We start from the raw sequence: 25456 nt of genomic DNA on the forward strand, positions 1-25456 counted from the left end.
CATGTCCGGGATAGTGAGTCAAGGATTTGGAATTGTATTTCGCCAAGCGAAATCTTGGGACGCGAAGGAGAAGAAAAGGCGCCGGCGACCTGATCGTCGCCGACGGTATGGGCCTGAAAACGGAAACTTAGTAGCGGAAACGGCCAATAGCGCTTTGGAGTTCGCTGCTGGCGCTGGACAGCCGCCGAGTCATCTCGCCGGCTTCTTCGGCGCGATGTCCGATCTGGTCGATTTGCTGGCTGAGGTTGACCAGATTCTGGTCGATGCTCTGAACCGCCTCGCTCTGCTCGGCCATGGCTTCGGCAACCTGGTGGTTGAGTTCGCGCATCTGCTTGGCCGCCCCATTGATGTCCTTCAGGGCCTGTCCGCAGCGCTCGATACTGACCACGGTTGAACGACTGTCGTCGAGGCTCTGGCTGATTTGCTCCACGGCGCGCTTGGCATCGGCTTGCAGGCTGGTGACGACATCCTGGATTTCGCCGGTGGAATCCCCGGTACGTTGTGCCAGGCTGCGAACCTCATCGGCAACCACCGCAAAACCGCGACCCGATTCGCCGGCGCGGGCAGCCTCGATAGCGGCGTTGAGTGCCAGCAGGTTGGTCTGCTCGGAGATCCCCCGGATCACGTCGAGTACGCTGCCGATGGACTCCGTGCGTTGTGCCAATTCATGGATGACGGTGCTGGCGGTTTCGATGCGCTTAGTCAGCTGGGATATGGCAGTGGTGGAATCCTGGGCGGCTTCCTGCCCGCTGTGTGTCAGCGCGCTGACCTGCTGGGCCAGTTGCGCGGCGCTGTCGGTGCTCTCGCGGATGCCCACGGCGGTGGCTGTCATCTGGTTGGTCGCTGTCGCCACCTGGGACGTTTCCGCCTGCTGGCGCTGAACCTGCTCTCCCAGTGAGCGGCTGTTTTGCTCGCCGGTATCGGCGACCTCGCCCAGGACGCGGACAGAATCGCCGAGCCCACGCATCAAGTCGCGGAACTTGCTCAGCATGCTGTCGAAGGCGCGGGTAATCTCCTGGAGTTCATCCTTGCGCTGGTATTCCAGGGTGCTGGTCAGGTCGTTATTTTCCTCGATAAGACGGATACGACTACCGACCTGACGGATAGGCTGGCGCACAGAGCGCAGGAAGGCCGCACCCAGCAATACGGCAACGATCACCAGCACAATCATCATGCCATAGCTGGAGTTTGCGGCTTCGCTGATGGCGCCACGGATATCGTCGACCCGCTGTTTGACGTCTGTGCCCGATGTTCTGACCTGTCCGCTGGCCTTCAGGATGCCCGCGGCGGCGGCGTCCGCCTGTTGGCGATATTGCATGCTGATGGAGGTCAGTACTACCGCGATCCGCAGCGATTGGGTTCGGACGTTTTTGGCGACGCTGCGACCGGCATCGATCATGCCGGTGTTGAACAGCTTATACATCTTCCCTGCCACTTCCTGGTACTGCTGGAGAATGCCATGGGCCTCCTTGATGGCATCCGCCTGTGTGGGATCGATACTGGCGATACGGTCCAGCTTCTTGGAAAACGCATCGTAGCTCTGCTGTGCACTTTGCAGGGAGTTGGGGTCTCCCGTGAGGGCGGCCTGAAAATACCAGTATTGCAGTGTGCTCAGATCGAACTGTGCCTGTTGGATTTCCAGTTGGTGCTTCTCGGCCAGTTGTTGCTGCTTGATCAGCATACCCTGCTGTTTCGTGGCCTGGGTCTGCTGGTCGATGCTGACTTCCTGTCGGTCGACACTGGATGAAATTTCGTGGATGCGTTTAACAACCAGAATCGAGGAAGCTACCGAAATAGCGATCATAAGCGCGAAGAGCGCGATCACCTTACCCTGGATGGTAAAGGCCCGGCTTTTGAAGAGGGTCATGGTAGATGTTTTCCTGTCTTTGTTTTTTTGACCGGATACTTGCAGGATAGCCTGTCATTGCATATTTGCAGACATGGCGCAGGTGTCCAGGCAACGCGCACCCGGACAACCAATAACGTCAGCGGTCTTTAACTATTAGTCGGGTGGGGGAATTTTTCCACTTTAGGTTAACAACCTTTAGTCGTAGACGGCTCCGGCCGGGAAGCTTCGGATCAGCGCTGTTCGTCGCTGACAGTGTTGGATAGTACGCCAATGCCTTCGATGTCGACTTCGCAGCGATCACCTGCCTTCATATAGAGTGGCGGTTTTCGAGCCATACCAACGCCGGACGGTGTGCCGGTAACGATGATGTCGCCGGCTTCCAGCGTCATGACCTCGCTGATCAGGGACACCAGCGTGGCGACATCGAAAATCATGTCGTCGGTCATGGCATCCTGCACCACGTCGCCGTTGAGCCGGGTCTGCAGGCGCAGGCCGCGGGCGCCTTTCGGCAGGCTTTCCGCTGTAACCAGCCAGGGGCCGAAAGCGCCGGTGTGATCGAAGTTCTTGCCCATGGTCCATTGCGGCGACTTGAACTGATAATCACGAACCGAGACATCGTTGAAGATCGAGTAGGCGGCTACGTGGTCCAGCGCCCGGTCTTGCTGGATATAACGACCGCCGCGGCCGATCACGGCGACCATTTCGCCTTCATAATCGAACTGTTCAGACTGCGCCGGCCGCACCAGCGGCGCCTTATGGGCGACGAGGGTTGAGGTAAAGCGGGTGAACACCGTCGGATATGCCGGAGCGTCGAAACCGGCTTCCGCCGAGTGATCTGCATAGTTGAGGCCGATGCACAGGATCTTGCCTGGGGCCTGTAACGGCGGCAGCAGGGTAACGCTGTCGAGGTCGATGACTGGCGCGCCGGCGAGCAGGCGCTTGGCGACGGCATTCAGGTCGCTGCCCTGTGCCAGGAGCCGGTCCAGACTGCCGGGGTATTCCGGATGATCCTCGGTTATGCCCCGAAACTCCTGATTTTCCGCTGCCGCTATGCCTTTGTTTCCGTCGCGGTGGAACATGGCCAAACGCATGATGTTCATCTCCTATTGGCATTCCCGTCGGGAATACAAAACGACAGGATTGTGTCCGATTCCCGGCGCCCATAACTGACAAAGATAGAACGCTAACGAATGTTCACACAAGCTGTCGGGCGAATGGGGTCATCGGGCAGGCTGTTGCTCAATGCACGCGCTCCTCGATGGCCAAATGGGCGCCGTCCAGTCGCCGCCGGGTGTGCTGACTGAGGGCGTCGACGAGCAGAACGACCAGCCAGGTGATGATGAGATAGGCCATCATTCGCGGGTAGAAAAAGAGCTGCTGGGCTTCATAAAGTGCCTGCCCGATACCGCCAGCGCCGATCATGCCGACCACGGTGGCCTGGCGCATATTCCACTCCAACCGGAACAGGCCGTGGATGGCCAGCGGTCCAATGGCCAGGGGGAAGGTGGCATAGGTGGCGATGGACAGGCGCGAGGCACCGGTTGAGGCGATGGCATTGACTGGCGCAACCGGCACATTCTCGAACGATTCGGCGAACAGACGCCCCAGGCACCCGGCTGAATGCAGGCCCAGCGCCCAGATGCCGGCAACCGGCCCAATCCCCGCGATGGCGACCAGGATCAGCCCCCAGACCACTTCCGGAATGGCGCGCAGGACCTCCAGGGCGCGTCGTACCGGGATCGCCAGCCAGAAGGGCGTCAGGTTGCGAGCGGCCAGCATGCCGAGGGGGATGGCGAGGGCGACGGCCAGAAGGGTGCCGAAAACCGCCATTTCGACCGTTTCCAGCAGCAGTGTCGGCAGCGTCGCCCAGGCCTTGGCAGGCAGTGTCGGCGGGAACATGCCGGCAATGGTGTGTGCCGCATGCACCAGCGTAATGTTGTGAGGCCAGAGGGCATAGAGCGCATAGGCGCCGAACGGTATCAGAATGGCCACCCAGCGGGGCCGCCGCCGGAAATGGAAGGCGGCAAAATCGATCAGGGCGACCATCAGGACCAGGATCAGGACGATGGTCGCCGAACGCTGGAAGTCGAACGCATTGAGGGAGCCCACCAGTTCAGCGCCGAGGCCGCCCCCACCGACAGCGCCGACGATGACGGATGAACGTACGGCACATTCGAACTCGTAGGAGCCGTAGGTGATGACGTCGCTGAGCTTGAGCGGCAGCAGACCGTAGAGCGCCACCTGGGCACGAGAGGCACCGGTGGCGCGCAGAGCGGCCATAGGGCCCCTGGCCGCCGTCTGGAACAGGTCGGCCAGCACCTTGCCCAAAGCGGCCGCATAGAAGATCGCCAGCGCCAGCAGACCGGCGCCTGGACCGATACCGAATGCGATGACGCAAAAGATCGCCAGGGTCAGGTCCGGGATCGCCCGCAGGCTTGTCAGTAACCACAGGATGGGGCGTGACCCCGGCCCGCGCATGCCCAGGTACAGGCCGATCGGCAGGCTCAATACATAGGCCAGCACCATGGCGCCAACCGTCATGCCCAGGGATTCCAGGACAGGACCCCTGAGCGCCCAGAGGTAGGTCAGCGACAGGTCGGGCGGGAAAAAGCTGACCAGGGTACTCCAGGCATTGCTCCAGTCGGACATTGTCGGCTTCCCTACGGCGACGTCTTAGGCATTGCCGGGAGTCCAGGCGGGTGCTTCGCCGGCTGAGCGCGTCGGCGCAACCGGGGCTTGCCCGGCGGAGTCCGTCGTCAGCTTCCCGTCACGCATTTCTAGTGTCCGGGGAAAATATTCCCGTGCCAGTTCCGGCTGGTGCAGGGTGCATAGCAGCGCAACACCATCATCCTCGGCCAGCTTGCAGAGGAGTTCGAGCACCTGTCTCGCCATGCGAGGGTCGAGGGAAGCCACGGGCTCGTCCGCCAGGATCAGCAAGGGTTTTTGTACCAGCGCCCTGGCAATGGCGACCCGTTGCTGCTGACCGCCGGAAAGCTTCCCGGCGGAGTCGTGAAGTTTGTTGGCCATCTCTACCCGATCCAAGGCGTGGCGTGCCTCGTCGAGTTCGCTCGCTGTTTGCCAGAACAGGAAGCGTAGCGCGTGGGCGTTGGACCAGCGCCCCAGGGCGCCGGCCATGACGTTGTGATAGACCTTGAGGTTTTCCACCAGATCGTGTTTCTGGGGGATCACCGCCATGCCGCGCCGCACCTGCCGCAATATGCGGCTGGAGCGGTCGTCGAGTTGGATACCGTTGAACAGGATGCGTCCAGACAGCGCTCTGACGCTGCCATTCAGCGCCCGCAGCAGCGTCGTCTTGCCCGCACCGCTGGGACCGACCAGGGCAACGCGCTCGCCGGCCCGGATGACGGTGGAAACGTCCTCCAGAATCGGCCGCTCCGCGCCCGGCGGTTGCACCCGCAGGTGCTCAACCTGTAACAACGGTGTGGTCATCAGAACAAGCCCAGTTTCTTCGCCGTGCTGCGGATGGCATCGTATTCCTGATCGTTGGCCCTGACGAATGACTTGCCGCGCAGGATCGTCAGGATCTTCTCGTCCTTGTGGGCTTTCAGCGACAGGAAGGCCTCGATGACGGCTTCACGGGTCGATGCCGGCAGCCCCTTGCGCGCAACCCAGACATAGTCGACGAAAGCGGGAGTGGTGTAGAACACCTTCACTTTGTTCGGGTCCACCTTATGGGCATTGATCATGGCGTGGTAGACGGTTTCATCGCAGGCACCCGCATCGACGACGCCGGCTGCAACAGCCTTGATGGTGGCGGGATGGCTGCCGGTATAGCGGAACTTGAGGTCTTTGTCCGGATCCACGCCGGCCTTGATCAACGCGCGGTAGGGCATCAGGTGGCCGCTGGTGGAGTTGATGTCACCGAAAGCGAAACGCTTGCCCTTGAGATCGGCCAGCGTGTTGATGCCACTGTCGGGCTGGGTGATGAACAGCGCGTGGAATTCCCGGTCGGTCTTGCGCTGGACGAGAGGAATCACCTGGGCACGGGCGTGGGCCTTCACGTAAGTGAGGCCACCCAGATAGGCAATGTCCAGGGAGCCGTTATCGAGACCTTCGACGGTAGCGTTGTAGTTGGTCGGGATGATCAGCTTGACCTTGCGCCCCAGGGCCTTTTCCAGGTAAGCCTGGAGAGGTGCCTTCTGCTCCACGGAAACCTGGGTTGCGCCGGCATCGGGAATCATCCCGACGCGCAGGACGTCTTCAGCGGAGGCCGCCTGGGAGGCAAACAGGCCAGCCAGGGCCAAAATCAGACTCATCACCGACGCGGCCAGACGGCCGGTCATTACTTGCCAACGCATGTATCTTCTCCCTTGTCGTTAGGACATCGTTCTTGAATTCGTTTGTTCGAGCGAGGCGGCATCCGGTTGCCCAAATGATCGCATTACGCCATTGGCATGACATATCGAGGTCAGGCAGCATTCAGCCGGGAGGAGATTGTATGACAAGGGCGCCGGGACACCCAGCGTGTTGAATGATTTTGGCTGATTTCGAGCCGGTCCGGGCGCCAAATGGCCCCGGACCTCATCATTGTCTTCCTGAGCTAGAACTGGTAGCCAACCCCCACTGACAACAACGGCCAGAAACGGAAATGGGACAGGGTGCCGTTGTTGATGTTCTGCTCTTCCTGGTGCAAGGCATTGTTCAGCTGCAGGTTCAGGACCGGGTCGGCCTGGGCGGCGGGGCTGTCGGCGGACAGGCTGGCGCGGGGTTGCTCGGTCAGCATAACGCCGATGTCGGCGTTGAAGGTCCAGTGGGCCTTGGGCGCGACGGGATTGCCCCAGCCAATGCCCAGATAGGGGGCCGCGCTGTGGGGGTACTCGATATCGGCATGCAGGATGCCCACTTGTGCCGGGGTGAAGGTCGTGCCGCCTAGATCGACCGGCTGCGTGGGAGTGGCGGTGCTGTTGGCCCAGGTGCGGTGGGCGAAGACGCCTGTCGTCAGGTGGAACTTACCCGCAAAGGGATACCAGTCGAGGAGCGCCGCGTAGTCCTGCAGGTGAAGGTTGACGTCATACTTCACGCTGTCCAAGGCACGGGAGGTGCTGTATGGCATCTGCGATACCAGACCGCGGATATTCAGCGATTCGCCATAAAGCGGGAAGGTGAGGCTCAGGCCGGGGCCCACTGTGGAAACGAACAGCCCGGTGGCGACGCTCTGGCCCTGTTCGCCGCCGAATTTCGGGAAACCGCGCCAGTCTCCGCTCAGCTCCATGCGACCGCCGAGCTCCCAGGTGCTGACGGTGTAGTCCGCATGGCCCAGTTCGGTGCCATAGCGCATGAAGCCGGAGTATCCATGAGGGAAGACGCCGGTCACGGACAGCCCGAGGTCGTAGTAATCGCTGTCCTCACTGGGTGTCTGGATACTGAAGTTGCCGGCCTGCGGCAGGATGGCCAGCTTCGCGGTGACCGCATGGGTGTCCCGTTTGAGGGCTTTGTTCCAGGTCAGGTCCAGCTGGGGGATCACGACGCCTTCGGAGAGGCCAAAGGCCTTACTGACATGAGTGCCGATGCTGCCGGTCACCGCTTCGCTTCGCTGCATGCCGACGATGAGGTCGAGTCCGGCCGTGTTTTGCTCGGTGTAGCCGTCGACCCGGGCGGCCCGGTATTCGGCGCCGATCTGTCCGCCGACCTGGAAACCATGAACTTCGACGTCGACGCCCGAGTCCAGGGCGGCATTCCACTGGCTGCCCTGGGTGCTACCGGTGGAGGTCGATGTCAGGCTGCCGAAATCGACGGCGCGGCGGCTGTCCATATTGGAGTGACCGTAGCCGAGGACCCAGTCGACGTACCAGATGCTGGTCGGGTAATAGTTGCCGTAGAGCGAGAGGTTCCAGGTATCCGAATCCAGGTGGGTGTCGCCTTGACTGGCGTTGCTGCGGGCAGACGCGTAGCCGGTGGCCAGGCCCAGGATAGTCTTGTCGGTGATCCGGTAGTCGGCCCCGAGGGTCAGGTTCTGGTTATGGAAGTCGTAACCACCGTAATTGCCGGTATGGTCCCGGCTGCCGACGGTCAGGGTGCCGTTGACGAAGAGACCCAGGCGGCCGCTGTTGAGTATCTCGGAGCCGGCGCTGCCGCCGGTGGCATCAGCGCCCTGGAGGAGCCGGCCGAGGGCCAGGGACTGGCCATTGATCTGGGCGTTGAGGCCGGAAACGCTGAGGCCGCTCACTCCCGAACGTAATTGCTGCAGGCGTCCGCGGATGTTGGTCAGCTGCGAGGCGCTGAGCTGTAGGACGGTGTTGCCCTGGGTGCCGACCTGTCGCAGCAGGATCTGATCGATGGCCGCGCTGCGTTGGGACAGGTCCAGCGAACTCAGGGTGTCGCAGGTCTGTTTGAATTGCGTGTTGGTGGCCTGCAGGATGCCGGCGCTGTTGGCGTCACAAGCAATTTGCAGGGCCGTTGCCAGATCCCGGGCTTCGCCATCCTGCAGCCCGGCGACGATCGGATTACCGTTGGGGTCGATATGAATGGTGATGCTGGCGGAGGTCTTGCCGTAGCTGCCGAAATCCAGTGTATAGCCGAAGGTGACATCGGTCGCCGCTGCCAGGCCGGCGGGCGGCGTGTATTGGTAAATGGGCCGCGAATCCTTGTCCGTCAGGCGTGTCAGGGTGCCGACGCTGGGGCTGGTGACGCTGATCTGATAGGGCTCGTTGCTGGGATAGTTGTCGTTACCCATCGGGTCGAGCAGGATGGGATCGCCATAGGTCTGGTACTTGTCGTCAGTCGCCTGCAATACGGGTGCGCTTGAATCGATGTGGAGGGTGACCGTCGCGGTGCTCTGGCCGCGGATATCCTCGACCGTATATTGGAACGTATCGGTTTCGCCGGTGATGGGGTAGCCGGGGGCGCTGTAGATGACCGACAACTGGTCGGGAGCAATGGAGACGGAACCAGCTTCGACATTCGATAGTGGGGTGACCGAGACGATGCGGATATGCTGCGCGGCCTCCGAGGTACTGTAATCCAGCTGATCGTTTTCCGTCACGATCAGCTTCTGGTCTCCGGATAGGGAGCCGACGCTATAGGTGTCGTCGATAGCGGTGGCGGCATGCGCCTGTGAGCCGGTCATCAGCAGCAGGATGGCGACAGCCCAGCGCCTGCCTGCTCGATATGTTCTGTTCATGACGATTCCTCGTGATCTCTCCATGTCCTGCGATTTCTCCACGTCCTGTTGTGTCGCTCTGGTGGCTGTTGGGGCGAGCGTCTTACTGCAGTTGCCTGCTCAGGTTCTGCAGCGTTTGAGAGGTTGGGAAAGCGGCTACGCCGGCTTTAGCTTCAGCCAGGGCGTCGCTCTTGTTGCCCTGTGCGAGGAGTTGTTCCACCCGCTGACCGACCTTGGCTTGCAGCGTGCGGAGCCCCGCCAGCGCCTTGCTGTTGTGGGGGTCGATTTTCAGAACCAGTTCATAGGCGTCGTAGGCGCTGGAACCGGACGGCGTTACCAGCCGGCCGGTCATCTCATGGGCCTGTGCCACCTGCAGCAGCAGTTGCACCTTTTGCTGATTGGCCAGGGTCAGGGCCTGCACCGTGGGTTGCGCGGGAGTTACCGTCGATACTGGCGCGACATTGTCTGCTGGCGGGCTGGTCGGAGCGACCGGCGCTGCCGGGGTGCTGGTGGTCACCGCCTGAGGCGTCTGCCGGGGCTGGTGCATGGCGAACCAGGTGCCGGCGCCAACGGCCAGGACCAGTGCGGCAGCAATAGCGATTAGCCATGGGCGGCGGGAACCGGCGGCGGAATGGGCCGACGCTCCGGTATCGATGGAGGACAGGGCCTGCCGGAATTCCTCGGCGCTTTGAAAACGTTTTTCCGGGTCCCGCGCCAGGGCTTTCAGGAGGACCGGCTTGAGCACGTCCGGTAAACCCTTGCCTGCACGGCGGATGCGCTCCTGCGAGCCCATCATGATCTGTTGCATGATGGTGTTGGCTGAGGCGCCATCGAAGCAGCGTTCGCCGGTGACCATCTCGAACAGCACCACGCCGGCGGCAAACAGGTCCGAGCGTTGATCGACCGCCAGCCCCTGACACTGTTCGGGTGACATGTAGCGGGGTGACCCGATAACGGTGCCGACTTGAGTCAGTTCCGTCGATTCCAGCTTGGCCACACCGAAATCCGCCAGCTTGGGCCTGCCGTCGGCGGTCACGAAAATATTGGCGGGCTTGAGATCGCGGTGCACCACGCCGAGGCTGTGTATCTGGCCGAGACCGGCCAGGATACCGTCTGCCATGGCCAACGCCGGCGCCAATGCCATGGGGCCTTCGTCTTTCAACAGCGCGCCGAGCTCCTGACCCTCGACGAACTCCATGACGAAATAGGGGCGTCCGTCCTGTTCGCCGGCGTCATACACATTGACGATATTGGGGTGGGAAACCCGCCCTGCCGCCCGCATTTCGTTGCGGAAGCGCAGCCTGAATTCCCCGGAGCTGTCGCTCACCAGCAATTCCGGGTGCAGGACCTTGATCGCCACCGTCCGCTCGAAATCCGGATCGACGCACCGATAGACGATCCCCATGGCGCCACGTCCCAGCTCGCCAATCAGGCGATAGCGGCCAAAGCTGGGTGTGTCGTTCTCCGTACTTGGCTGGATCCGGGTCTCTTCACTCATCACGCTTTCGGTACCAGGAAGAATTCGCCGGCTTCGTGACCGGCATATTTGATGGCCCCGTAATCGGGAGTCTGGGTCAGGCCCAGCTTGGTCGAGTCGGCCCGCACCTGCCGCAATACCATCAGGTAGAGACGGTTGCCGTCGATCAGGTGGTGATTGTCATCCAGAGCCTTCAGCAGTGCCTGGGCAAAGACGGAGTGATCGCTCTGCCCCTTGTCCAGTACCGGTGCGATGCCGCCGGATGTCAGCACCGTCCGGGCTCGCGCCTGCTCCATGATCTTCAGCCAGGCTTTGGAATAGTCCCTGCCTTCGCCGAAACTCTGACGGGCGACGCTCGCGCTGGACAAGGTGCCGGCGTAGCAGGAGTCGGCGATGACCAGGATGTGCTTTGCCCTGAAGGTGCTGAGCTGGTCTGAAATCGCCGTGTTCGAGAGCCAGTGGGCGGTATTGCCGGGCGCCGCATTGACCGGCAGCCAATAGCCCCGTTCATTGGAGCTGTCCAGATCGCCGTGTCCGGCATAGTAGATCAGGAGGTTGTCGTTCTCGGCCAGCTTCTGGCGCAGCTCGTTGATCGCGGAGAGCATCTGGTACCGCGTTGCGTTGAGCAGCAGGCGGGTGTTGAAGCCATAGCGCTCTGTCAGCACCTTGGCCACAGCCCTGGCATCGCTGACCGGGGTTTTCAGGTCGGGATAGTATTCATAGTCGGCGTTGCCGATCACCAGCGCATAGTAGTGCCCGAAGTGAATGCCGGCGGCGCTGATCTCGGACTGATTGCTGCCGACGATGATGTCCTTGGAGGCGTTGGGATCAATCTCTTTATTGATGAACAGCGTGAAATTGAAGTCCGAGGACTGGCGCTGGCGGTCCGTCGCCTGCATCTGCACCGGTGTGCGGATACCGATCACGGGCACCTTGGCGAAGAACAGGTGGTATTGGTCGACCGTGATCGGTTTGCCGTTGATCGTGAAACGATGGAGCCCTTCCGGCGCCACAACCTTGCCGATGACATCCCGTTCGCTGATCCCGCTGCGCAGGACCGCGACCGGGCCGCCCCGGGTCACGGCAATGGGCGGGTCGAGGATTTCGATACTGGGCGCGGTCTTTGAGCGTTTCGGCGGCGGCGCTGAGGCGCTCTTCTCCGGTACCTTGTGGGCGGCGGCCTGCGCCACTTTCAGTTGTTGGGCCGCTTTACGCTGCGCGGCGGTCAGTTGGCTTACCTGCTTTTTCAGTCCGCTGACCTCGCCTTGCAGCGCCTGGGTGGCAACGACGGTCGAGGCGTATTGGAGGTTATCGCCCGCCAAACCCGATGCCTTGCGGTACCAGTTCAGGGCTTCGATGGGATCCTTTTCAACTCCGAGCCCCTTCTCGTACAGGTTGCCGAGGTCGATCTGCGCACGGGTATCGCCGACAGCAGCAGCCTTGCGATACCAGAAGGCTGCAGCCAGGTAATCCGGTGGCAGCCCCATGCCTTTCTCGTAGATTTCGCCCACGTAGACCTGCGCCTTGGGATCGCCAGCCTTGGCCTGGGGAAGCCAGACTTTCAGCGCCGTCGCATAGTCGGCACGGTCATAGGCGGTGTATTCGCCACCCCGGATGGCGCAGTCATCGGCGGTGGTCTTGATGGGGCGACGGGCGGTGAGGAAGTGGGCGGAGGTACCCAGTTGACGGACCTGACCGGGCAGCAGGCAGTCGACGATCATCAGGCCATCCGCCTTGGCTGAGTTCGGCACCGACGGTGCCTGTGCCTGACTGGCGCAGCCGGCAATAACGAGTACGCCCAGGATGACGGCACCACGGCGCCACGTTCGTCCGATTAGCCAAGGATCCCTGCCCTTCATGCCCGCTCCCTAGATTCCTTATGCGCTTACCGACGGATGATAAATGAATATCGCACGTAATGAACAATAATTAATCCTGCGCCTATTTGGCGGGATTTTCGAGTCGACCGGAAGCTGTGATCGGTTGCGTGTCGCCGGAGCCGGAAGAGAGGGATAGAGCGTGGGGGTGCCGACAGTAGGGAAGCACCTGCAGCTTCAAGAGCGTGTTGATCCTTGGCCAGAGCCTCAGCCAGCCCTTTTCGTGACTGCTAGCCGGTTCTGCCAGGGCATGGGCTTGTTGGCGTTGGGCCTCTGCCAGAATCCACCCGGCCTGGATATTCTTGTCCCGGTTGGAGTAGAGGTGCCACTGTCCGATCCGGGGGGGGAGTGGCGGTTGCCGGGCGGGGTCGAGCGAACCGCTGAGTGGGGAATAGTGATGCGCGCTTGTCCAGGCGGCGACATTGAGGTTGCCGGCCAGGGTGACCACGGCGCAGGTGTTCGGCAGCCGCGATGCCAACAGCATGGCCAGGGTACCCCCGCCGCTGTGCCCGAGCAGGATGAGTGGCCGTGTCGGTGCCAGCCGTTGCAGGGCCAGGCCCAGGCTGTCGACGACCGCTTTGCTGTAACGCCCGTTGGTGTACCAGTAAGGCGAACAGGCAGGATCGCTGGCATTCAACGTTCGGGAAAAATAACAGGGACGGCCGAGGTACAGTGCCTGCTCCTGCCACTGGGAAAACCACTGCCAGAGCAACGGGTCGCCCGGTGTGGGGTTGCGGGCAATACGGGTGCGGTGCAGCCAGGGGCGGCCGTCGCCGTCGATGGCGACGATCAGGGGACTGTCTGCGGTGTCGGGTGACTGGCGCCACACGACACGCAACGCAAAGTGTGTGTGTACGATTTCCGCCCTGGCCCCCGCCGGCAACTGCTGCCAGGCGGGCGCTGCGCAACCTGCGATCAGCACAATGGCCAGGAAGGGGACCCAATGGCCTCGCTTATGCCAGGGAAACAAGACAGTACCTGTGTTTAATCTGAACTGGTTTTATCATTCAATGGTTGATATTCAGATGTAGTTGCGTCTACGTTAAGATACCGTGGGGTGTGGGGCGATGCCACTGTGCCTGACTCCGACCCGCGGGATGCCGTACGTCGGCCAAAAAGCCCTCGGGGAGCTGCATCCTATGGTTACATTTACAGGGTGTTGGTGCTGGGTTATAACGTCAGCACTACTGCGTCATGGGCCTTCTCGCCAGTGCTGTCGAGGCAGGATTTGAGCCCATCAGGATCATCGAATAACAAATAAATGGAAGAGCGCATGGCCCCGCAGGACGTATTCGATATTGACGGGCTGTTGACCGCCATTGAAGGAGAAACCGGGACTGGTGTCGATCTCAGGGAGAGCGGTGACAGTGATTATGCTCGCGTCAAGGACGCCCGGCGGCGCGTGGTCAGTCTTGCCCGACAGGGGCGCCTGGATCCGACCCTCGATGCCGAGATCAGTCAGGCGTGGGCGCTGATTGGCGATCTCGCGCCGCAGATACTGCAAACCCGCGCCAAAGACCTGGAAGTGGCGGCCTGGCTGACGGAAGCGCTGTTGCGCCGCGACGGTATCCCGGGGCTTGAAAATGGTTTCCGCCTGATCGAGCAATTGGTCGAGCGCTTTTGGGACCATCTTCATCCCATGCCCGACGAGGATGGGATGGAAACCCGTCTCTACCCCCTTATCGGTCTCAATGGCGAAGATGGCAACGGCTCGCTGGTTACGCCTATCCGTAATGCCCCCCTCAGTGACGATCCCGACCACCCGATAACGGCCAACCTGTTGCAACGCTGCCGCGACGCGGCGGCCATCGACGATCCTGACAGCCGGCGCCAACGGTTCGATGAAATCGGTATGGATATGGATGCGCTCCAGCAACAGGTTGCGCGCTGTGACATGGACTTTTGCCAGAACCTGCTGGCGGCGACCGAGGCTTCCCAGGAAACACTGAAACGCCTTTCCGATGCGTTGGACGAGCGCGTTGGTGCTGCCGAGGCTCCGCCGGTCAGTGCGTTAAGGGCGTCGCTGGAAGTCGTTGCCGATGCCTTGCGTCAGTTGTACGGCAGTCGTCTCGATACCGCTGCGTCGCAAGAGCAGGCGGCCGCTGAGCAGCCCGAAGCCACACCAGTTGCAACGGCCACTGCAGCGAACACCGCCGGAGGTTCTTCCATGCCCAGCGTCGTCTCAGGGCCCATCCAGTCGCGTCAGGATGCCCTTCAACAGTTGCAGGCCATTGCCGACTTCTTTCGCCAACAGGAACCGCATTCACCCATTGCGGGCGCCATCGAACGTGTCGGACGCTGGGCACGGTTGCCGCTCAATCAACTTCTCCAGGAATTGATCCCGGACGAACGGGCGCGGTCCCACTATACGTTGGTGACAGGGGTCGATATTGGTGCGGATGGGGGCTCGCCGACACGCGATTTTGCCGCACCGTCCGCGCCTGCCCCAGTGGCCCCGGCCGCAGAGCCGTCCTCGCCGGACAGTGGAGGACAGGATTTTAGCTGGTAACAGCGACAGACCGGTTTATCGATCCGGAGAAGAAAGGGTTGCGGGCTGTATCGCGATGCTGGTGCGATGCGGTCAGGCCGGCAAGGATAGGCGGACTCCCCAGGGCGTCCAAACATATTTTCAGGAGAGAGGATTATGTCGGACAGCTTACAGAAGAAACTGAACCGGGTGCGTAAGCCCCGGGTGCATATTACCTACGACGTTGAAACCAACGGTGCCCAGGTTCGCAAGGAATTGCCCTTTGTTGTCGGTGTCATGGGCGACTACTCCGGTGATAACACGGCCAACCGTAAGGCGCTGCGCGACCGTAAATTCGTTCAGATCGACCGGGATAATTTCAACGAAATCATGGGTAAGGTCCAACCGACACTGGATCTGAAGGTCGATGACGCCCTCACCGGCACGCCGGATCAGCAACTGGCAGTTTCCCTGGCGTTCAATTCCATGGAGGATTTTGAACCGGAAAACATCGTGCGCCAGATCGAACCCCTGCGCAAACTGCTCGAAGCCCGCAACAAACTGCGTGATCTGATGAGTAAGGCGGACCGTTCCGAGGAGTTGGAAAACCTGCTCGAACAGGTGCTGCAGAACACAGAATCGATGGATTCGCTGTCCAAAGAAGTGGGCACCGGGGAAGCAAAGCCGGCTGAGGGAGAATGACAATGAGTGACAATCCGACCCAAGCGCAAACCGAAGCCGGCGCAGCCGCAGAACAGGAGTCCGGCAGCCTGCTGGACATGGCCATCTCGGCGACGCGACAGACCGAACCGGACGAAGCGCGCGACCTGATCGCCAACCTCGCCGAGCAGTTTACGGCCGGTACCGTCAAATGGGACCGCAACCTGACGGTCACGATCAACCAGGCTATCGAGCAGATCGACCAGTTGCTGTCGAAGCAGCTCGCCAATGTCATGCACAGCGAGAAATTCCAGAAACTGGAAGGCTCCTGGCGCGGGCTTAATCATCTGGTGATGAATTCCGAAACCAGCGCGACCCTGAAGATTCGCATGTTCAACATCGGCAAGCGCGAACTCTTCAAGGACCTCGACAAGGCCGTGGAGTTCGACCAGAGCCAGATCTTCAAGAAGATCTACGAAACCGAGTTCGGTACGGCGGGTGGCGAGCCCTATGGCTGCCTGATCGGCGACTATGAATTCACCAACCAAAGCGAAGACATGCAGCTGCTGTCCAATATGGCCGGTGTCGCTGCGGCAGGCTTCTGTCCTTTCATCTCCGCTGCGGGCGCCCAGATGTTCGGTTTCGAGGACTTTACCGAACTGTCCAAGCCGCGCGATCTGGAAAAGATCTTCGAGTCCCAGGAATTCATTCCCTGGCGCAGCTTCCGCGAGTCGGAGGATTCCCGGTTCGTTTCCCTGGTCATGCCCCGGGTACTTTCGCGGATGCCCTACGGCCAGAACGGTAAGACCGTGGAGGCCTTCAACTACGAAGAGTTCCCGCTGGACGATTCCGGCAAGGCAGCAGACGTTTCCCATGATCAATACGCCTGGATGAACGCTTCCTACGTGATGGGTACGGTCCTGACGCGCTCTTTTGCCGAACATGGCTGGTGTACCGCGATTCGAGGCGTAGAGAACGGCGGCAAGGTCGATGGCCTGCCCTCGCATCTGTTCCGCAGCGACGATGGCGACGTCGATCAGAAGTGTCCGACAGAAGTGGGCATTACCGATCGCCGCGAGGCAGAACTGTCGAAACTGGGCTTCCTGCCGCTGTGTCACTTCAAGAACACCGACTATGCCGTGTTCTTCGGGGCGCAGACGACCCAGAAGCCGAAGAAATACGACAAGGCGGAAGCTACCGCCAACGCCGCCATTTCGGCGCGCCTGCCTTATATTATGGCGACCTCCCGCATTGCCCACTACCTGAAGGTGATGGCGCGGGACAAGGTGGGTTCCTTCATGGAGTCCAAGGACGCGGAGCGCTGGTTGAATAACTGGATCAACACCTACACCAACAGCAATCCGGACGCGAGCCCGGAAATGAAGGCGAAGTTCCCGCTGGCGGAAGCCAAGGTGGAGGTGATGGAAAATCCGGAGTCTCCGGGAGCCTACAACGCTGTGGCTTATCTGCGTCCCTGGCTGCAGATGGAAGAACTCACAGCGTCCATGCGTCTGGTCGCTGAAATTCCCAAGTCCGGCTGAACCGCACCGGCCGGGGTAACGGGTCCGAATGACCGGTTACCCCGGCCGGGTGGTGTGACATCCTATGCGCGAACGTGACACGCACGCGGAGACGGTTGGCCCTGAAGGCGAAAAGGCGGCCCTGGCCGCCTTGCTCAAAGGAATGCCGGGTCTGGATGCGGTCGCGGCAGACCAATGCGATGCTGTGGCACAGCGGGCCATCGCGCTCATCGACGAACAGCTCACCCGTCAGGTCAATAAGATCCTGCATCATCCGGACTTCCAGCGGCTCGAAGCTGCCTGGCGCAGTCTGGAAGATCTGGTGCAGTATGCACACGGCAAGCGCCAGGTGCGTATTCGCATGCTGGATATTGCCTGGAGCGAGATCACCCGGGACGCTATCCGGGCGGTGGAGTTCGATCAGAGCCTGCTGTTCCAGAAAATCTACAGTGCCGAGTACGATGTGCCCGGTGGTGAACCCTACGGTGTGATCGTCGCTGACTTCAGCGTGTCCCACCGGCCCTTCCCTGGTCATCCCGAAGATGACGTGCCGACCCTGGAGCGTTTGGCCGAGATTGGTGCGGCGGCTTTTGCGCCGATTATCGTCAATGCCGCGCCGGCGCTGCTCGGCCTCAACGATTTCTCGACACTGGGGCAACCGCTGCGCCTCCAGGAGATCTTTCGGGGGCCGGAGTACATTCCCTGGAATCGGTTGCGGGCCCATCCGGACAGCCGCTTCATGGCCATCACACTACCTCGGGTCCTGTTGCGGCCGGCGCACGAGCGACGGCAGTCGCCCCGCGGCGGCTTTATCTACAACGAGCGCGCCAGTCGTCGTTCGCCGGCGCATCAGCTTTGGGGGCATGCCTGCTTTGCCCTGGCGAAGGTGTTGATCCGGGAGTTCAGCGAGGTTGGCTGGTTTTCCCATATTCGCGGCCTGCTGCGCGATCACAATACGGGGGGCCTGGTCAGCGATCTGGTGATCGATCGTTACGAGGAGGGCATTGACCCGCTGGTGCTGAAGCCCGTCAGTGAGGTGGTTCTCGGCGACGATCAGGAAAAGGTGCTGTCCGAATTGGGATTCACCCCGTTCTGTCAAACCTACGATCTCCCGATGGGCATTTTCTACAGTACGCCCTCGTTACACCGTTCCGAACAGTTCGACGACAGTGTTGCCACCGCCAATGCCCGTCTGGCTTCGTTGTTGCAGCACGTTCTATGTAGTGCCCGATTTGCTCATTACATCAAGGTGATGGTTCGCGACAAGATCGGCGCCTATGTGCGGGCGGACCAGTGCGAGCGACAACTGCAGAACTGGATCAACCAGTTCGTGGCGTCCCAGGAAGATGCCGACTGGGCGATGCAGGCCCGCTATCCATTGCGGGAAGCGCAGGTGAAGGTGTCGGAAAATGCCGAACGGCCGGGGACCTATTGGACCACGCTGCACCTGCGTCCCCATTATCAGGCGGATCGGCTGGTCTCCGAGTTGGCATTGTCCACCGAACTGGTTCCGGGTGGACGCTGATGAGGAGCGATTGAAACATGGCAAAAGACCACAAGCGCATTCGTCCCTCGATCCTCGAACGGTTGCTCGACGACCGCCCGGACCTGAGTCGCGATCCCGCAGACCGCCAACATGCGGGGTTGACCGAGTTACGTGAATCGGTGCGTCGCGATCTCGAGCATCTGCTGAATACGCGGCACCGCGCCCTGTCGCCGAAGCCCGGTACGCTGGATCTGTCCCTGCTCAACTACGGGCTGCCGGATCTACAGACGATCAATTTCGTCAGCCCGGAGGGACGCATAGCCTTCTGTCATCTGCTGGAACAGCAGATTCTGCAGTTCGAACCGCGGTTCAAGTCGGTGCGGGTCACGATGCTGGAGCGCGAACGCGCCCATGAGCAGACCGTGCGTTTTCGTATCGAGGCGCTGATGTATGCCGAGCCCGCGCCTGAGGAAATTGCTTTCGATACGGCGTTGGAACCGATTACCCACGTCGTGAACGTCCAGGATGCCCACTGATGTCCGATGAGTTGCTGAACTATTACGAGAAGGAACTCGCCTACCTGCGCCAGTCGGGCGCTGACTTCGCAAGGGTCCACCCGAAGATTGCCGGTCGCCTGCGCATGTCCGGCGACGTGGTGGAAGATCCCCATGTTTCGCGCTTGCTGGAAGGCGTTGCCTATCTCAATGCCCGTATCCAGTATCGCCTCGACGATGACTTTGGCGAGTTGTCGGATGCCCTGCTCGATCAGCTCTATCCGCATTATCTGAGGCCGATTCCCGCCATGAGCGTGGTTCAGTTCGATCCGGAATCGGACCTGGACAGCGTCATGACGGTGCCCCGGCATTCGGTGCTGGAGAGCGATGCGTTCGATGGCCGTAAGTGCCGGTTCCGGACCGCCTACGATGTCGATCTGGTTCCGTTGCAGCCGACGCGGCTTTCGCTCAAGGAACGTCCTTTTGTCGCGCCCGCCTCGCAGCAGATGCAGGGTGCCACGGCGGTATTGCACCTGCGCCTTGAAACCTTTGCGGACAGCCTGCAGGTGAGCGATCTCGATCTCCCGCGTTTGCGCTTTTTCCTGCGCGGGCAGCGCCAGCACGCCTATGCCCTGCACGAACTGTTGCTCTACCACTGCATGGATATCGTTGTCGCCCGCGGGCCTGAAGACACCCGCCCGCTGCACCTGTCCGCCGATCATCTGCGGGCTGTCGGCTATGAGGATGACGAGGGCCTGCTGCCCTGCCCGCCGCAGTCGTTCCAGGCCTATCGGTTGCTGACCGAGTTCATGGTGTTCCCGGAGAAATTCCTGTTCTTCGATCTGGATGGCCTGTCGGCGCTGTTCGATGAGAGTTTCGGCAATTCCGTGGACCTGTATTTCTATCTCAAGCGCAGCCATGCCGAACTGGAGCGTAATCTGGGGCCGGAGAATCTGGCGCTGGGGTGTACGCCTATCGTCAATCTGTTCCCCCACCGTGCCGAGCCGATCAACCTGAATGGCGAACAGACCACCTATTCGGTGATTCCCGATGCCCGCCTGCAGGATCATTACGAAGTCTACAGCGTGGAAAAGGTGGAGGGACTGACCAGCAGCGGCGAACGCAATGTCTACCGGCCTTTCTACGGGCTCGAACACAACGACCTGAACCGGCATCATCGGCGCTTCTGGCAGGGACAGCGCCAGCCGCGCTATGTCGGTGCCGCCGGCAGTGAGCCGATCAGCGAGTTGCAGCTGACGCTGGTCGACCTGGGCTTCAACCCGGTGGCAGTGGATCAGGAAGTGCTGACCATCGACACCCTGAGTACCAACGCCCAGATTCCCGAGAAGTTGCCTTTTGGGGGCGGTCAGCCGTTCTACAACTGCATTGACCTCGGTGTCGGTGTCCGTCGTATCCAGTCGCTGACCCACCTGACGCCGGTGATCCGGCCGCCGCAGCGGGATGCCGCGCGCTGGCGGTTGATCTCGCACCTGACGCTCAACTACCTGTCGCTGGAAGGTCCCGATGCGGCCAAGGTGCTGCGGGAAATTCTCGCGCTTTATGACTTCCAGGACAGTGAGGCGTCGCGAGCCCTGGTGTCGGCGCTGCTCAAGGTACAGACCCGGGCGGTGACGGCACCGCTGAAGCTCGATGGCAAGACCACTGTCTGCCGTGGACTCGAAATTGAAGTGACGTTCGACGATGCCCTGATGAGCGGGCACAGCATGATGCTGTTTGGCGAAGTGCTGGATCGTTTCTTCGCCCTCTACTGTTCCATCAACGCCTTTACCCGGATGGTTGTCCGGGTCAAAGGGCGACCGGACATATTGCGCAAATGGCCACCGAGAATCGGTTCACAACCGTTGATCTGATCAGCGGTCTCCAACAAGAACCCTGGCGGTTCGAGTTTTTCCAGCTGGTGCGCCTGCTGGAATTGCAGGCCTGTTCCGGCGAGGAGCGGGCGCGGCTACCGGTGGGTCACTTCCATCCGCCCCAGCGAGAGGCTGTCCGTTTCGCGGGTGTTCCGCAACTGCATTTCAGCGCTGCACCGGTGCTGGGTGTGGAAACGGATGAACAGGCGGCCGAGGACGCCCAGCTCGAAGGCGCGCGTCAGCGGGTCGATGTGACCTTCTGGGGACTGGTCGGTGCCACCGGTGTTTTACCCTTCCACTACTCGGAGCAGGTATTGCGCCAGTTGCGCATCAAGGACGATGCACTCAAGGATTTCCTCGATATCTTCACCCATCGTTCCCTCTCCCTCTTCTACCGCGCCTGGAGCAAGCATCGCCCGGCGCTGCAGTTCGAGGCGCGCCGGCATCAGGGGGAGCGGCTGGCCCGCGACCGGTTCGGCGAGATCATGCGCGGTCTGACCGGCCTGTCCCAACGGAAATGGGCGGCCTTCGACCGTCACGACGGCATCTTCCTGAACGTCAGCGGCTTGATGTCACGGGGTGTTTGCTCGGCGGGAGCCTTGCAGCAGGCCATCTTGCAGTTGTTCGGTTTGCGGGTGCGGGTTCGATCCTTCACCGGCAACTGGCAGACCCTGCCTGACGATGTCTGGAGCCGTGTCGGTGCGCCCGGCGGGCTGGGCTGCCAGAATGATTTGGGCGGCGGCGCCATGCTGGGGCGGCGTGCCTGGGCGACCCAGAACAAGTTCACCGTGGAGGTCGATGACATCGACTACACCCGGTTTATGGATATTGTCGCCGGCCGCCGCACCCGCAAGGCATTGTATGACCTGATCCGCATGATGGCCGGTCCGGCGCTGGAGTTTGACCTGTCGCTCAAGGTCCAGCAGCGGGATCTGCCCGTGGCGCGGTTGGCGAGTGCGGAAACACCCGCGCTGCTGGGGTGGAATACGCGGTTGCACCAGAACACACCTTCGGCGAAGGCGGTAACCGTGTCCGTCTCCCGCCATGGGATGGGGCAGGCGGAGGGATAACACCCTCCCGTGACGGCGCCTTTCCCGGAGCATCAAGGACTGTCGATAGGGGTCAGCGAAGCCCTGAAAACGACGAACGACTCAGAAGAAACCAGAGCATAGGAAGCAAAACAATGGTGGAAATCGATCTGCGTGAGCTGCTGCAGCGCACAACCTCTCTCTTTCGTCAGACGTTGGAAAATGCGTCCGGTCTTGCCATGCACCTTCAGCATTTCCAGATCGAGCCGGAGCATTGCCTGATCAAGGCGCTGGAGCTGTCCGATACGGAATTCAGCGTCATCGTCGATGAACTCAATCTCGACCGCAACCAACTGACCCGCCGACTGACCGATGCCATCCAGCGGATGCGTAGCGGTAATGGGCGGGGGCCGGGCTTCGCGCCGGCCATGGTGGACGCCTTTACCAATGGTTGGCTGATTGCCAGCGCCGAGCTGGGCGCCAATCGCATCAGCTCGGGCCACTTTTTTGCCGGCCTGATGCGGGACAAGCGTCTGCGTGGCCAGCTGGTGCAGAACGTGCCCGAGCTTGAACCGATCGGCAGTGATCGCGTGATGCTGGCGCTGAAGCGCATCGCCGGCAAGACGGTGGAGAGCCGCGAAGCGAGTCTCGGTGCGGCCGTATCCGCTGGCAAGGGCGAGGCGCCGAATACCGACCGGCCGGGTGCCGGCAATTCTGCCCTGGCCCGCTTCACCGTTAATCTGGTGGAGCGCGCCCAGCAGGGTCAGATCGATGCGGTGCTTGGCCGTGACGCCGAAATTCGCCAATGTATCGATATCCTGTCCCGCCGTCGCCAGAACAACCCGATATTGACGGGCGAGGCCGGCGTCGGCAAAACGGCCGTCGTCGAAGGCTTGGCGCTACGGATTGCCAATAATGACGTGCCGGAATCGTTGCAGGGTGTGGCGCTGCACAGCCTGGACCTGGGTCTTTTGCAGGCCGGTGCCAGCATGAAGGGCGAATTCGAGCAGCGGCTGAAATCGGTGGTGGAAGAGGTCAAGGCCTCCTCGACACCGATCATCCTGTTTATCGACGAAGCCCACACCCTGATCGGCGCAGGTGGCAAGGAAGGCCAGGGTGACGCGGCCAACCTGCTGAAACCGGCATTGGCGCGTGGTGAGCTGCGGACTATCGCTGCCACGACCTGGGCGGAGTACAAGAAGTACTTTGAGCGCGATCCCGCCCTGACCCGCCGCTTCCAGGTGGTTAAGGTCGAGGAGCCCGAAGAGCAGGTTGCCATCGAGATGATGCGCGGTATTGCCGACGGTCTCGCCGCGCACCATGGCGTGCGCATTCAGGACGATGCCATCGTTCAGGCGGTTCGTCTGTCGGCGCGTTATATTCCCGGACGCCAGTTGCCGGACAAGGCGGTGAGTCTGCTGGATACCGCGTCCGCCCGGGTGGCGCTCAGCCAGAGTTCCACCCCTGCCCAGCTCGAAGACGTTCGTCGCCGCGCTGAGCAGGTGGCGACTGCGATTCGCCTGCTGGGACAGGAGAACCTGGCCAGCGGCGAGCACGATGAACGTCTGGAGGAACTGCGCGAGGAAGAAGCCCGCCTGACGGAAGAGGCCGAGCAATTGGAGATCCGTTGGCAGCAGGAAAAGGCGCTGGTCGAACAGATCCTCAAGCTGCGTGAAACCCTGGAGGCGGATGGCCCCGAACACGCCGACCTGGCCTCCCGCCGGGAGTCCCTGCGTGAACTGGAAAACCAGTTGGCCGACCTGCAGGGTGAACAGCCCCTGGTCACACCTTCGGTCGGCGGCCAGGCTGTCGCGGAAATCGTTGCCAACTGGACCGGCATACCGGTCGGCAAGATGCTGGGCGATGAGATCAAGGGCATTCTGGACTTGCGCTCCAGGCTCGAACAGCGGGTGATCGGCCAGTCCCATGCGCTGGAGGCCATTGCCCAGTCGATCCGTACGTCGCGGGCCGGCCTGACCGATCCGCGCAAGCCGATCGGTGTTTTCCTGATGGTCGGTACCTCCGGTGTGGGAAAGACGGAAACAGCGCTGACACTGGCCGATGCGCTGTTCGGCGGCGAGCAGAATCTCACCGTGATCAACATGTCGGAGTTCAAGGAAGAGCATAAGGTCTCCATGCTGTTGGGCTCGCCTCCTGGCTACGTGGGTTACGGCGAGGGTGGCGTGTTGACCGAGGCGGCCCGGCGCAAGCCATACTCCGTCATCCTGCTCGACGAGATGGAAAAGGCTCATCCGGGTGTTCAGGACGTGTTCTACAACCTGTTCGACAAAGGCACGATCAAGGATGGTGAAGGTCGCGATATCGACTTCCGCAACACCGTCATCATCATGACCTCGAACGCGGGCGAGGACGCCATCCGCGCCATCGTCTCCCAGAGTGAAACCCGGCCGGAGCCGGATGTCCTGCTCGACAGCATGCGCCATGAATTGCTCAAGCACTTCAAGCCGGCTTTCCTGGGGCGGGCCAACGTCATCGCCTATTACCCGCTGGACGACGAGAACCTGATGCAGATCGCGAATCTGGCCATGAAGCGTATCGAGCGGCGCGTCTCCAGCCATTATGGCGCCGGGTTTACCTGGGGTGACGATGTCGTCCTGCACGTGGTGGCGCGCTCCCAGGAGGTGGATACCGGGGCCCGTAACATCGAGCACATCCTGAACCGGACGCTGTTGCCGGACCTGTCGGCCCAGTGTCTGGCGCGCATGGCCGACGGCGAAAGCGTCGACCATATCCATATCGACGTGGATGCTGACGGCAACTTCCTGTACCAGTTCAATGCGGCGCCTGCGCTGGCTCAAGAAGGTGCCTGAGCAGGGATATGGCAAGAAAAGCACGTTTTAACCTGCGGGGTTTCCCCCACTACATCCTGCAGCGCAGCAGCAATAGCCTGCCGTGCTTCTTCGATGACGAGGACTACCAGTTCTTCCTGGAGTCCCTGCGAACGGCTGCGGCACATTATCAGTGCCGCCTGCATGCCTATGCATTGTTGCCCGGCGAGATTCACCTGCTGGTCACGCCGGAAATCGAAAGCGGCCTGCCGCAGATGATGCAGTCCCTGGGGCGCCGCTATGTGCAGCGGATCAATCACCGCTATCACCGTAGCGGTTCCCTGTGGGATGGGCGTTATAAGTCGAGTGTGATCGACTCCGGCGCCTACTTGCTGACCTGCTACCGCTATATCGAGTCGCTGCCGCGCCGGCGGGGTTTCTGTTCCACGGAGAGTAACTATCCCTGGACCAGTCATGCCTTTCATGCCGATGTCGATGCGGACAACGACATGCCGGGTTTACTGTCCGAGCATGCGATCTACAAGGAGTTGGGTTCATCCTCGGACGAGCGACGGGAGGCTTATCAGGACCTGCTCAAATATGAGTTGGCGCCCTGGCTGATCCGGCACATCGAGGAAACGGTGCAGCAGGAACTGGCGCTGGGCGGCGACCGTTTCCTGTATGAACTGGAAAGCATGGTGGATCGCCCGGTAAGACCGCTGAAACGGGGGCGGCCGCCGAAAGAGAAATCCTAAGCGGACGCAGCACAGAAAAGAGTAGACGGATGGCAAGCATTTTGACGGAGCAAGAGCTGCAAA

At 61.3% G+C, this 25456-nt stretch carries 18 protein-coding genes; 9 read left to right on the forward strand and 9 right to left on the reverse strand.

Annotated features, from left to right (window positions below; genetic code table 11):
* Positions 1 to 127: 127 nt before the first annotated feature.
* The 9 genes from CLR77_RS05750 to CLR77_RS05790 form a co-directional block, all read right to left on the reverse strand.
* Positions 128 to 1867 carry a methyl-accepting chemotaxis protein gene (locus CLR77_RS05750; RefSeq protein WP_097459588.1) on the reverse strand — a complete coding sequence of 580 codons (1740 nt, stop codon included), beginning with the start codon at positions 1865 to 1867 and terminating at the stop codon, positions 128 to 130.
* 212 nt (positions 1868 to 2079) lie between these two features.
* The gene (locus tag CLR77_RS05755) at positions 2080 to 2940 is read right to left on the reverse strand and encodes a fumarylacetoacetate hydrolase family protein (protein ID WP_097459711.1); all 861 of its coding nucleotides are present in this window, start codon (positions 2938 to 2940) and stop codon (positions 2080 to 2082) included.
* A gap of 148 nt (positions 2941 to 3088) precedes the next feature.
* A complete protein-coding gene (phnE, locus tag CLR77_RS05760) occupies positions 3089 to 4498 on the reverse strand; it encodes a phosphonate ABC transporter, permease protein PhnE (RefSeq protein WP_097459589.1) in 1410 nt (469 codons plus the stop codon).
* Positions 4499 to 4522: 24 nt separating this feature from the next.
* On the reverse strand, positions 4523 to 5299 hold the full coding sequence (locus CLR77_RS05765; protein ID WP_097459590.1) for a phosphonate ABC transporter ATP-binding protein: 777 nt from the start codon (positions 5297 to 5299) through the stop codon (positions 4523 to 4525).
* On the reverse strand, positions 5299 to 6168 hold the full coding sequence (phnD, locus tag CLR77_RS05770; RefSeq protein WP_198962669.1) for a phosphate/phosphite/phosphonate ABC transporter substrate-binding protein: 870 nt from the start codon (positions 6166 to 6168) through the stop codon (positions 5299 to 5301). Before phnD ends, CLR77_RS05765 begins: the two co-directional genes overlap by 1 nt.
* 242 nt (positions 6169 to 6410) lie before the next feature.
* Positions 6411 to 8990: an autotransporter outer membrane beta-barrel domain-containing protein gene (locus CLR77_RS05775; RefSeq protein ID WP_158227122.1), complete on the reverse strand. Its 2580-nt coding sequence runs from the start codon at positions 8988 to 8990 to the stop codon at positions 6411 to 6413.
* Positions 8991 to 9072: 82 nt separating this feature from the next.
* Positions 9073 to 10467, reverse strand: coding sequence for a serine/threonine-protein kinase (locus CLR77_RS05780; protein WP_097459592.1), 1395 nt, complete (start codon positions 10465 to 10467; stop codon positions 9073 to 9075).
* Positions 10467 to 12305 (reverse strand): caspase family protein, encoded by a 1839-nt coding sequence (locus tag CLR77_RS05785; RefSeq protein ID WP_097459593.1) that lies wholly within the window; start codon positions 12303 to 12305, stop codon positions 10467 to 10469. The genes CLR77_RS05780 and CLR77_RS05785 overlap by 1 nt, the downstream gene beginning before the upstream one ends.
* A gap of 82 nt (positions 12306 to 12387) precedes the next feature.
* Positions 12388 to 13293, reverse strand: a complete 906-nt coding sequence (locus CLR77_RS05790; RefSeq protein WP_097459594.1) for an alpha/beta fold hydrolase — start codon at positions 13291 to 13293, stop codon at positions 12388 to 12390.
* Positions 13294 to 13596: 303 nt separating this feature from the next.
* On the opposite strand from CLR77_RS05790, the gene tssA reads away from it, so the two are divergent.
* The 9 genes from tssA (at position 13597) to CLR77_RS05835 (ending at position 25393) form a co-directional block, all read left to right on the forward strand.
* Positions 13597 to 14832, forward strand: coding sequence for a type VI secretion system protein TssA (gene tssA / locus CLR77_RS05795; protein ID WP_158227123.1), 1236 nt, complete (start codon positions 13597 to 13599; stop codon positions 14830 to 14832).
* Between the two features lie 135 nt (positions 14833 to 14967).
* Entirely contained in the window at positions 14968 to 15492 is a 525-nt protein-coding gene (gene tssB, locus CLR77_RS05800; protein WP_097459596.1) for a type VI secretion system contractile sheath small subunit, read from the forward strand.
* 2 nt (positions 15493 to 15494) lie between these two features.
* Positions 15495 to 16991, forward strand: coding sequence for a type VI secretion system contractile sheath large subunit (gene tssC, locus CLR77_RS05805; protein ID WP_097459597.1), 1497 nt, complete (start codon positions 15495 to 15497; stop codon positions 16989 to 16991).
* Positions 16992 to 17055: 64 nt separating this feature from the next.
* On the forward strand, positions 17056 to 18495 hold the full coding sequence (gene tssC / locus CLR77_RS05810) for a type VI secretion system contractile sheath large subunit (RefSeq protein WP_097459598.1): 1440 nt from the start codon (positions 17056 to 17058) through the stop codon (positions 18493 to 18495).
* A gap of 17 nt (positions 18496 to 18512) precedes the next feature.
* Complete coding sequence (gene tssE / locus CLR77_RS05815) at positions 18513 to 18992, forward strand: type VI secretion system baseplate subunit TssE (RefSeq protein WP_097459599.1); 480 nt, start codon at positions 18513 to 18515, stop codon at positions 18990 to 18992.
* Complete coding sequence (tssF, locus tag CLR77_RS05820; protein ID WP_097459600.1) at positions 18992 to 20821, forward strand: type VI secretion system baseplate subunit TssF; 1830 nt, start codon at positions 18992 to 18994, stop codon at positions 20819 to 20821. The genes tssE and tssF overlap by 1 nt, the downstream gene beginning before the upstream one ends.
* On the forward strand, positions 20785 to 21891 hold the full coding sequence (gene tssG, locus CLR77_RS05825; protein ID WP_097459713.1) for a type VI secretion system baseplate subunit TssG: 1107 nt from the start codon (positions 20785 to 20787) through the stop codon (positions 21889 to 21891). The genes tssF and tssG overlap by 37 nt, the downstream gene beginning before the upstream one ends.
* A gap of 113 nt (positions 21892 to 22004) precedes the next feature.
* Positions 22005 to 24680, forward strand: coding sequence for a type VI secretion system ATPase TssH (gene tssH, locus CLR77_RS05830; RefSeq protein ID WP_097459601.1), 2676 nt, complete (start codon positions 22005 to 22007; stop codon positions 24678 to 24680).
* Positions 24681 to 24688: 8 nt separating this feature from the next.
* Positions 24689 to 25393 carry a transposase gene (locus CLR77_RS05835; protein WP_097459602.1) on the forward strand — a complete coding sequence of 235 codons (705 nt, stop codon included), beginning with the start codon at positions 24689 to 24691 and terminating at the stop codon, positions 25391 to 25393.
* The last annotated feature ends 63 nt before the right edge of the window (positions 25394 to 25456 follow it).

The sequence above is a fragment of the Mangrovitalea sediminis genome, from assembly GCF_002514725.1.
GTDB lineage: Bacteria > Pseudomonadota > Gammaproteobacteria > Pseudomonadales > Oleiphilaceae > Mangrovitalea > Mangrovitalea sediminis.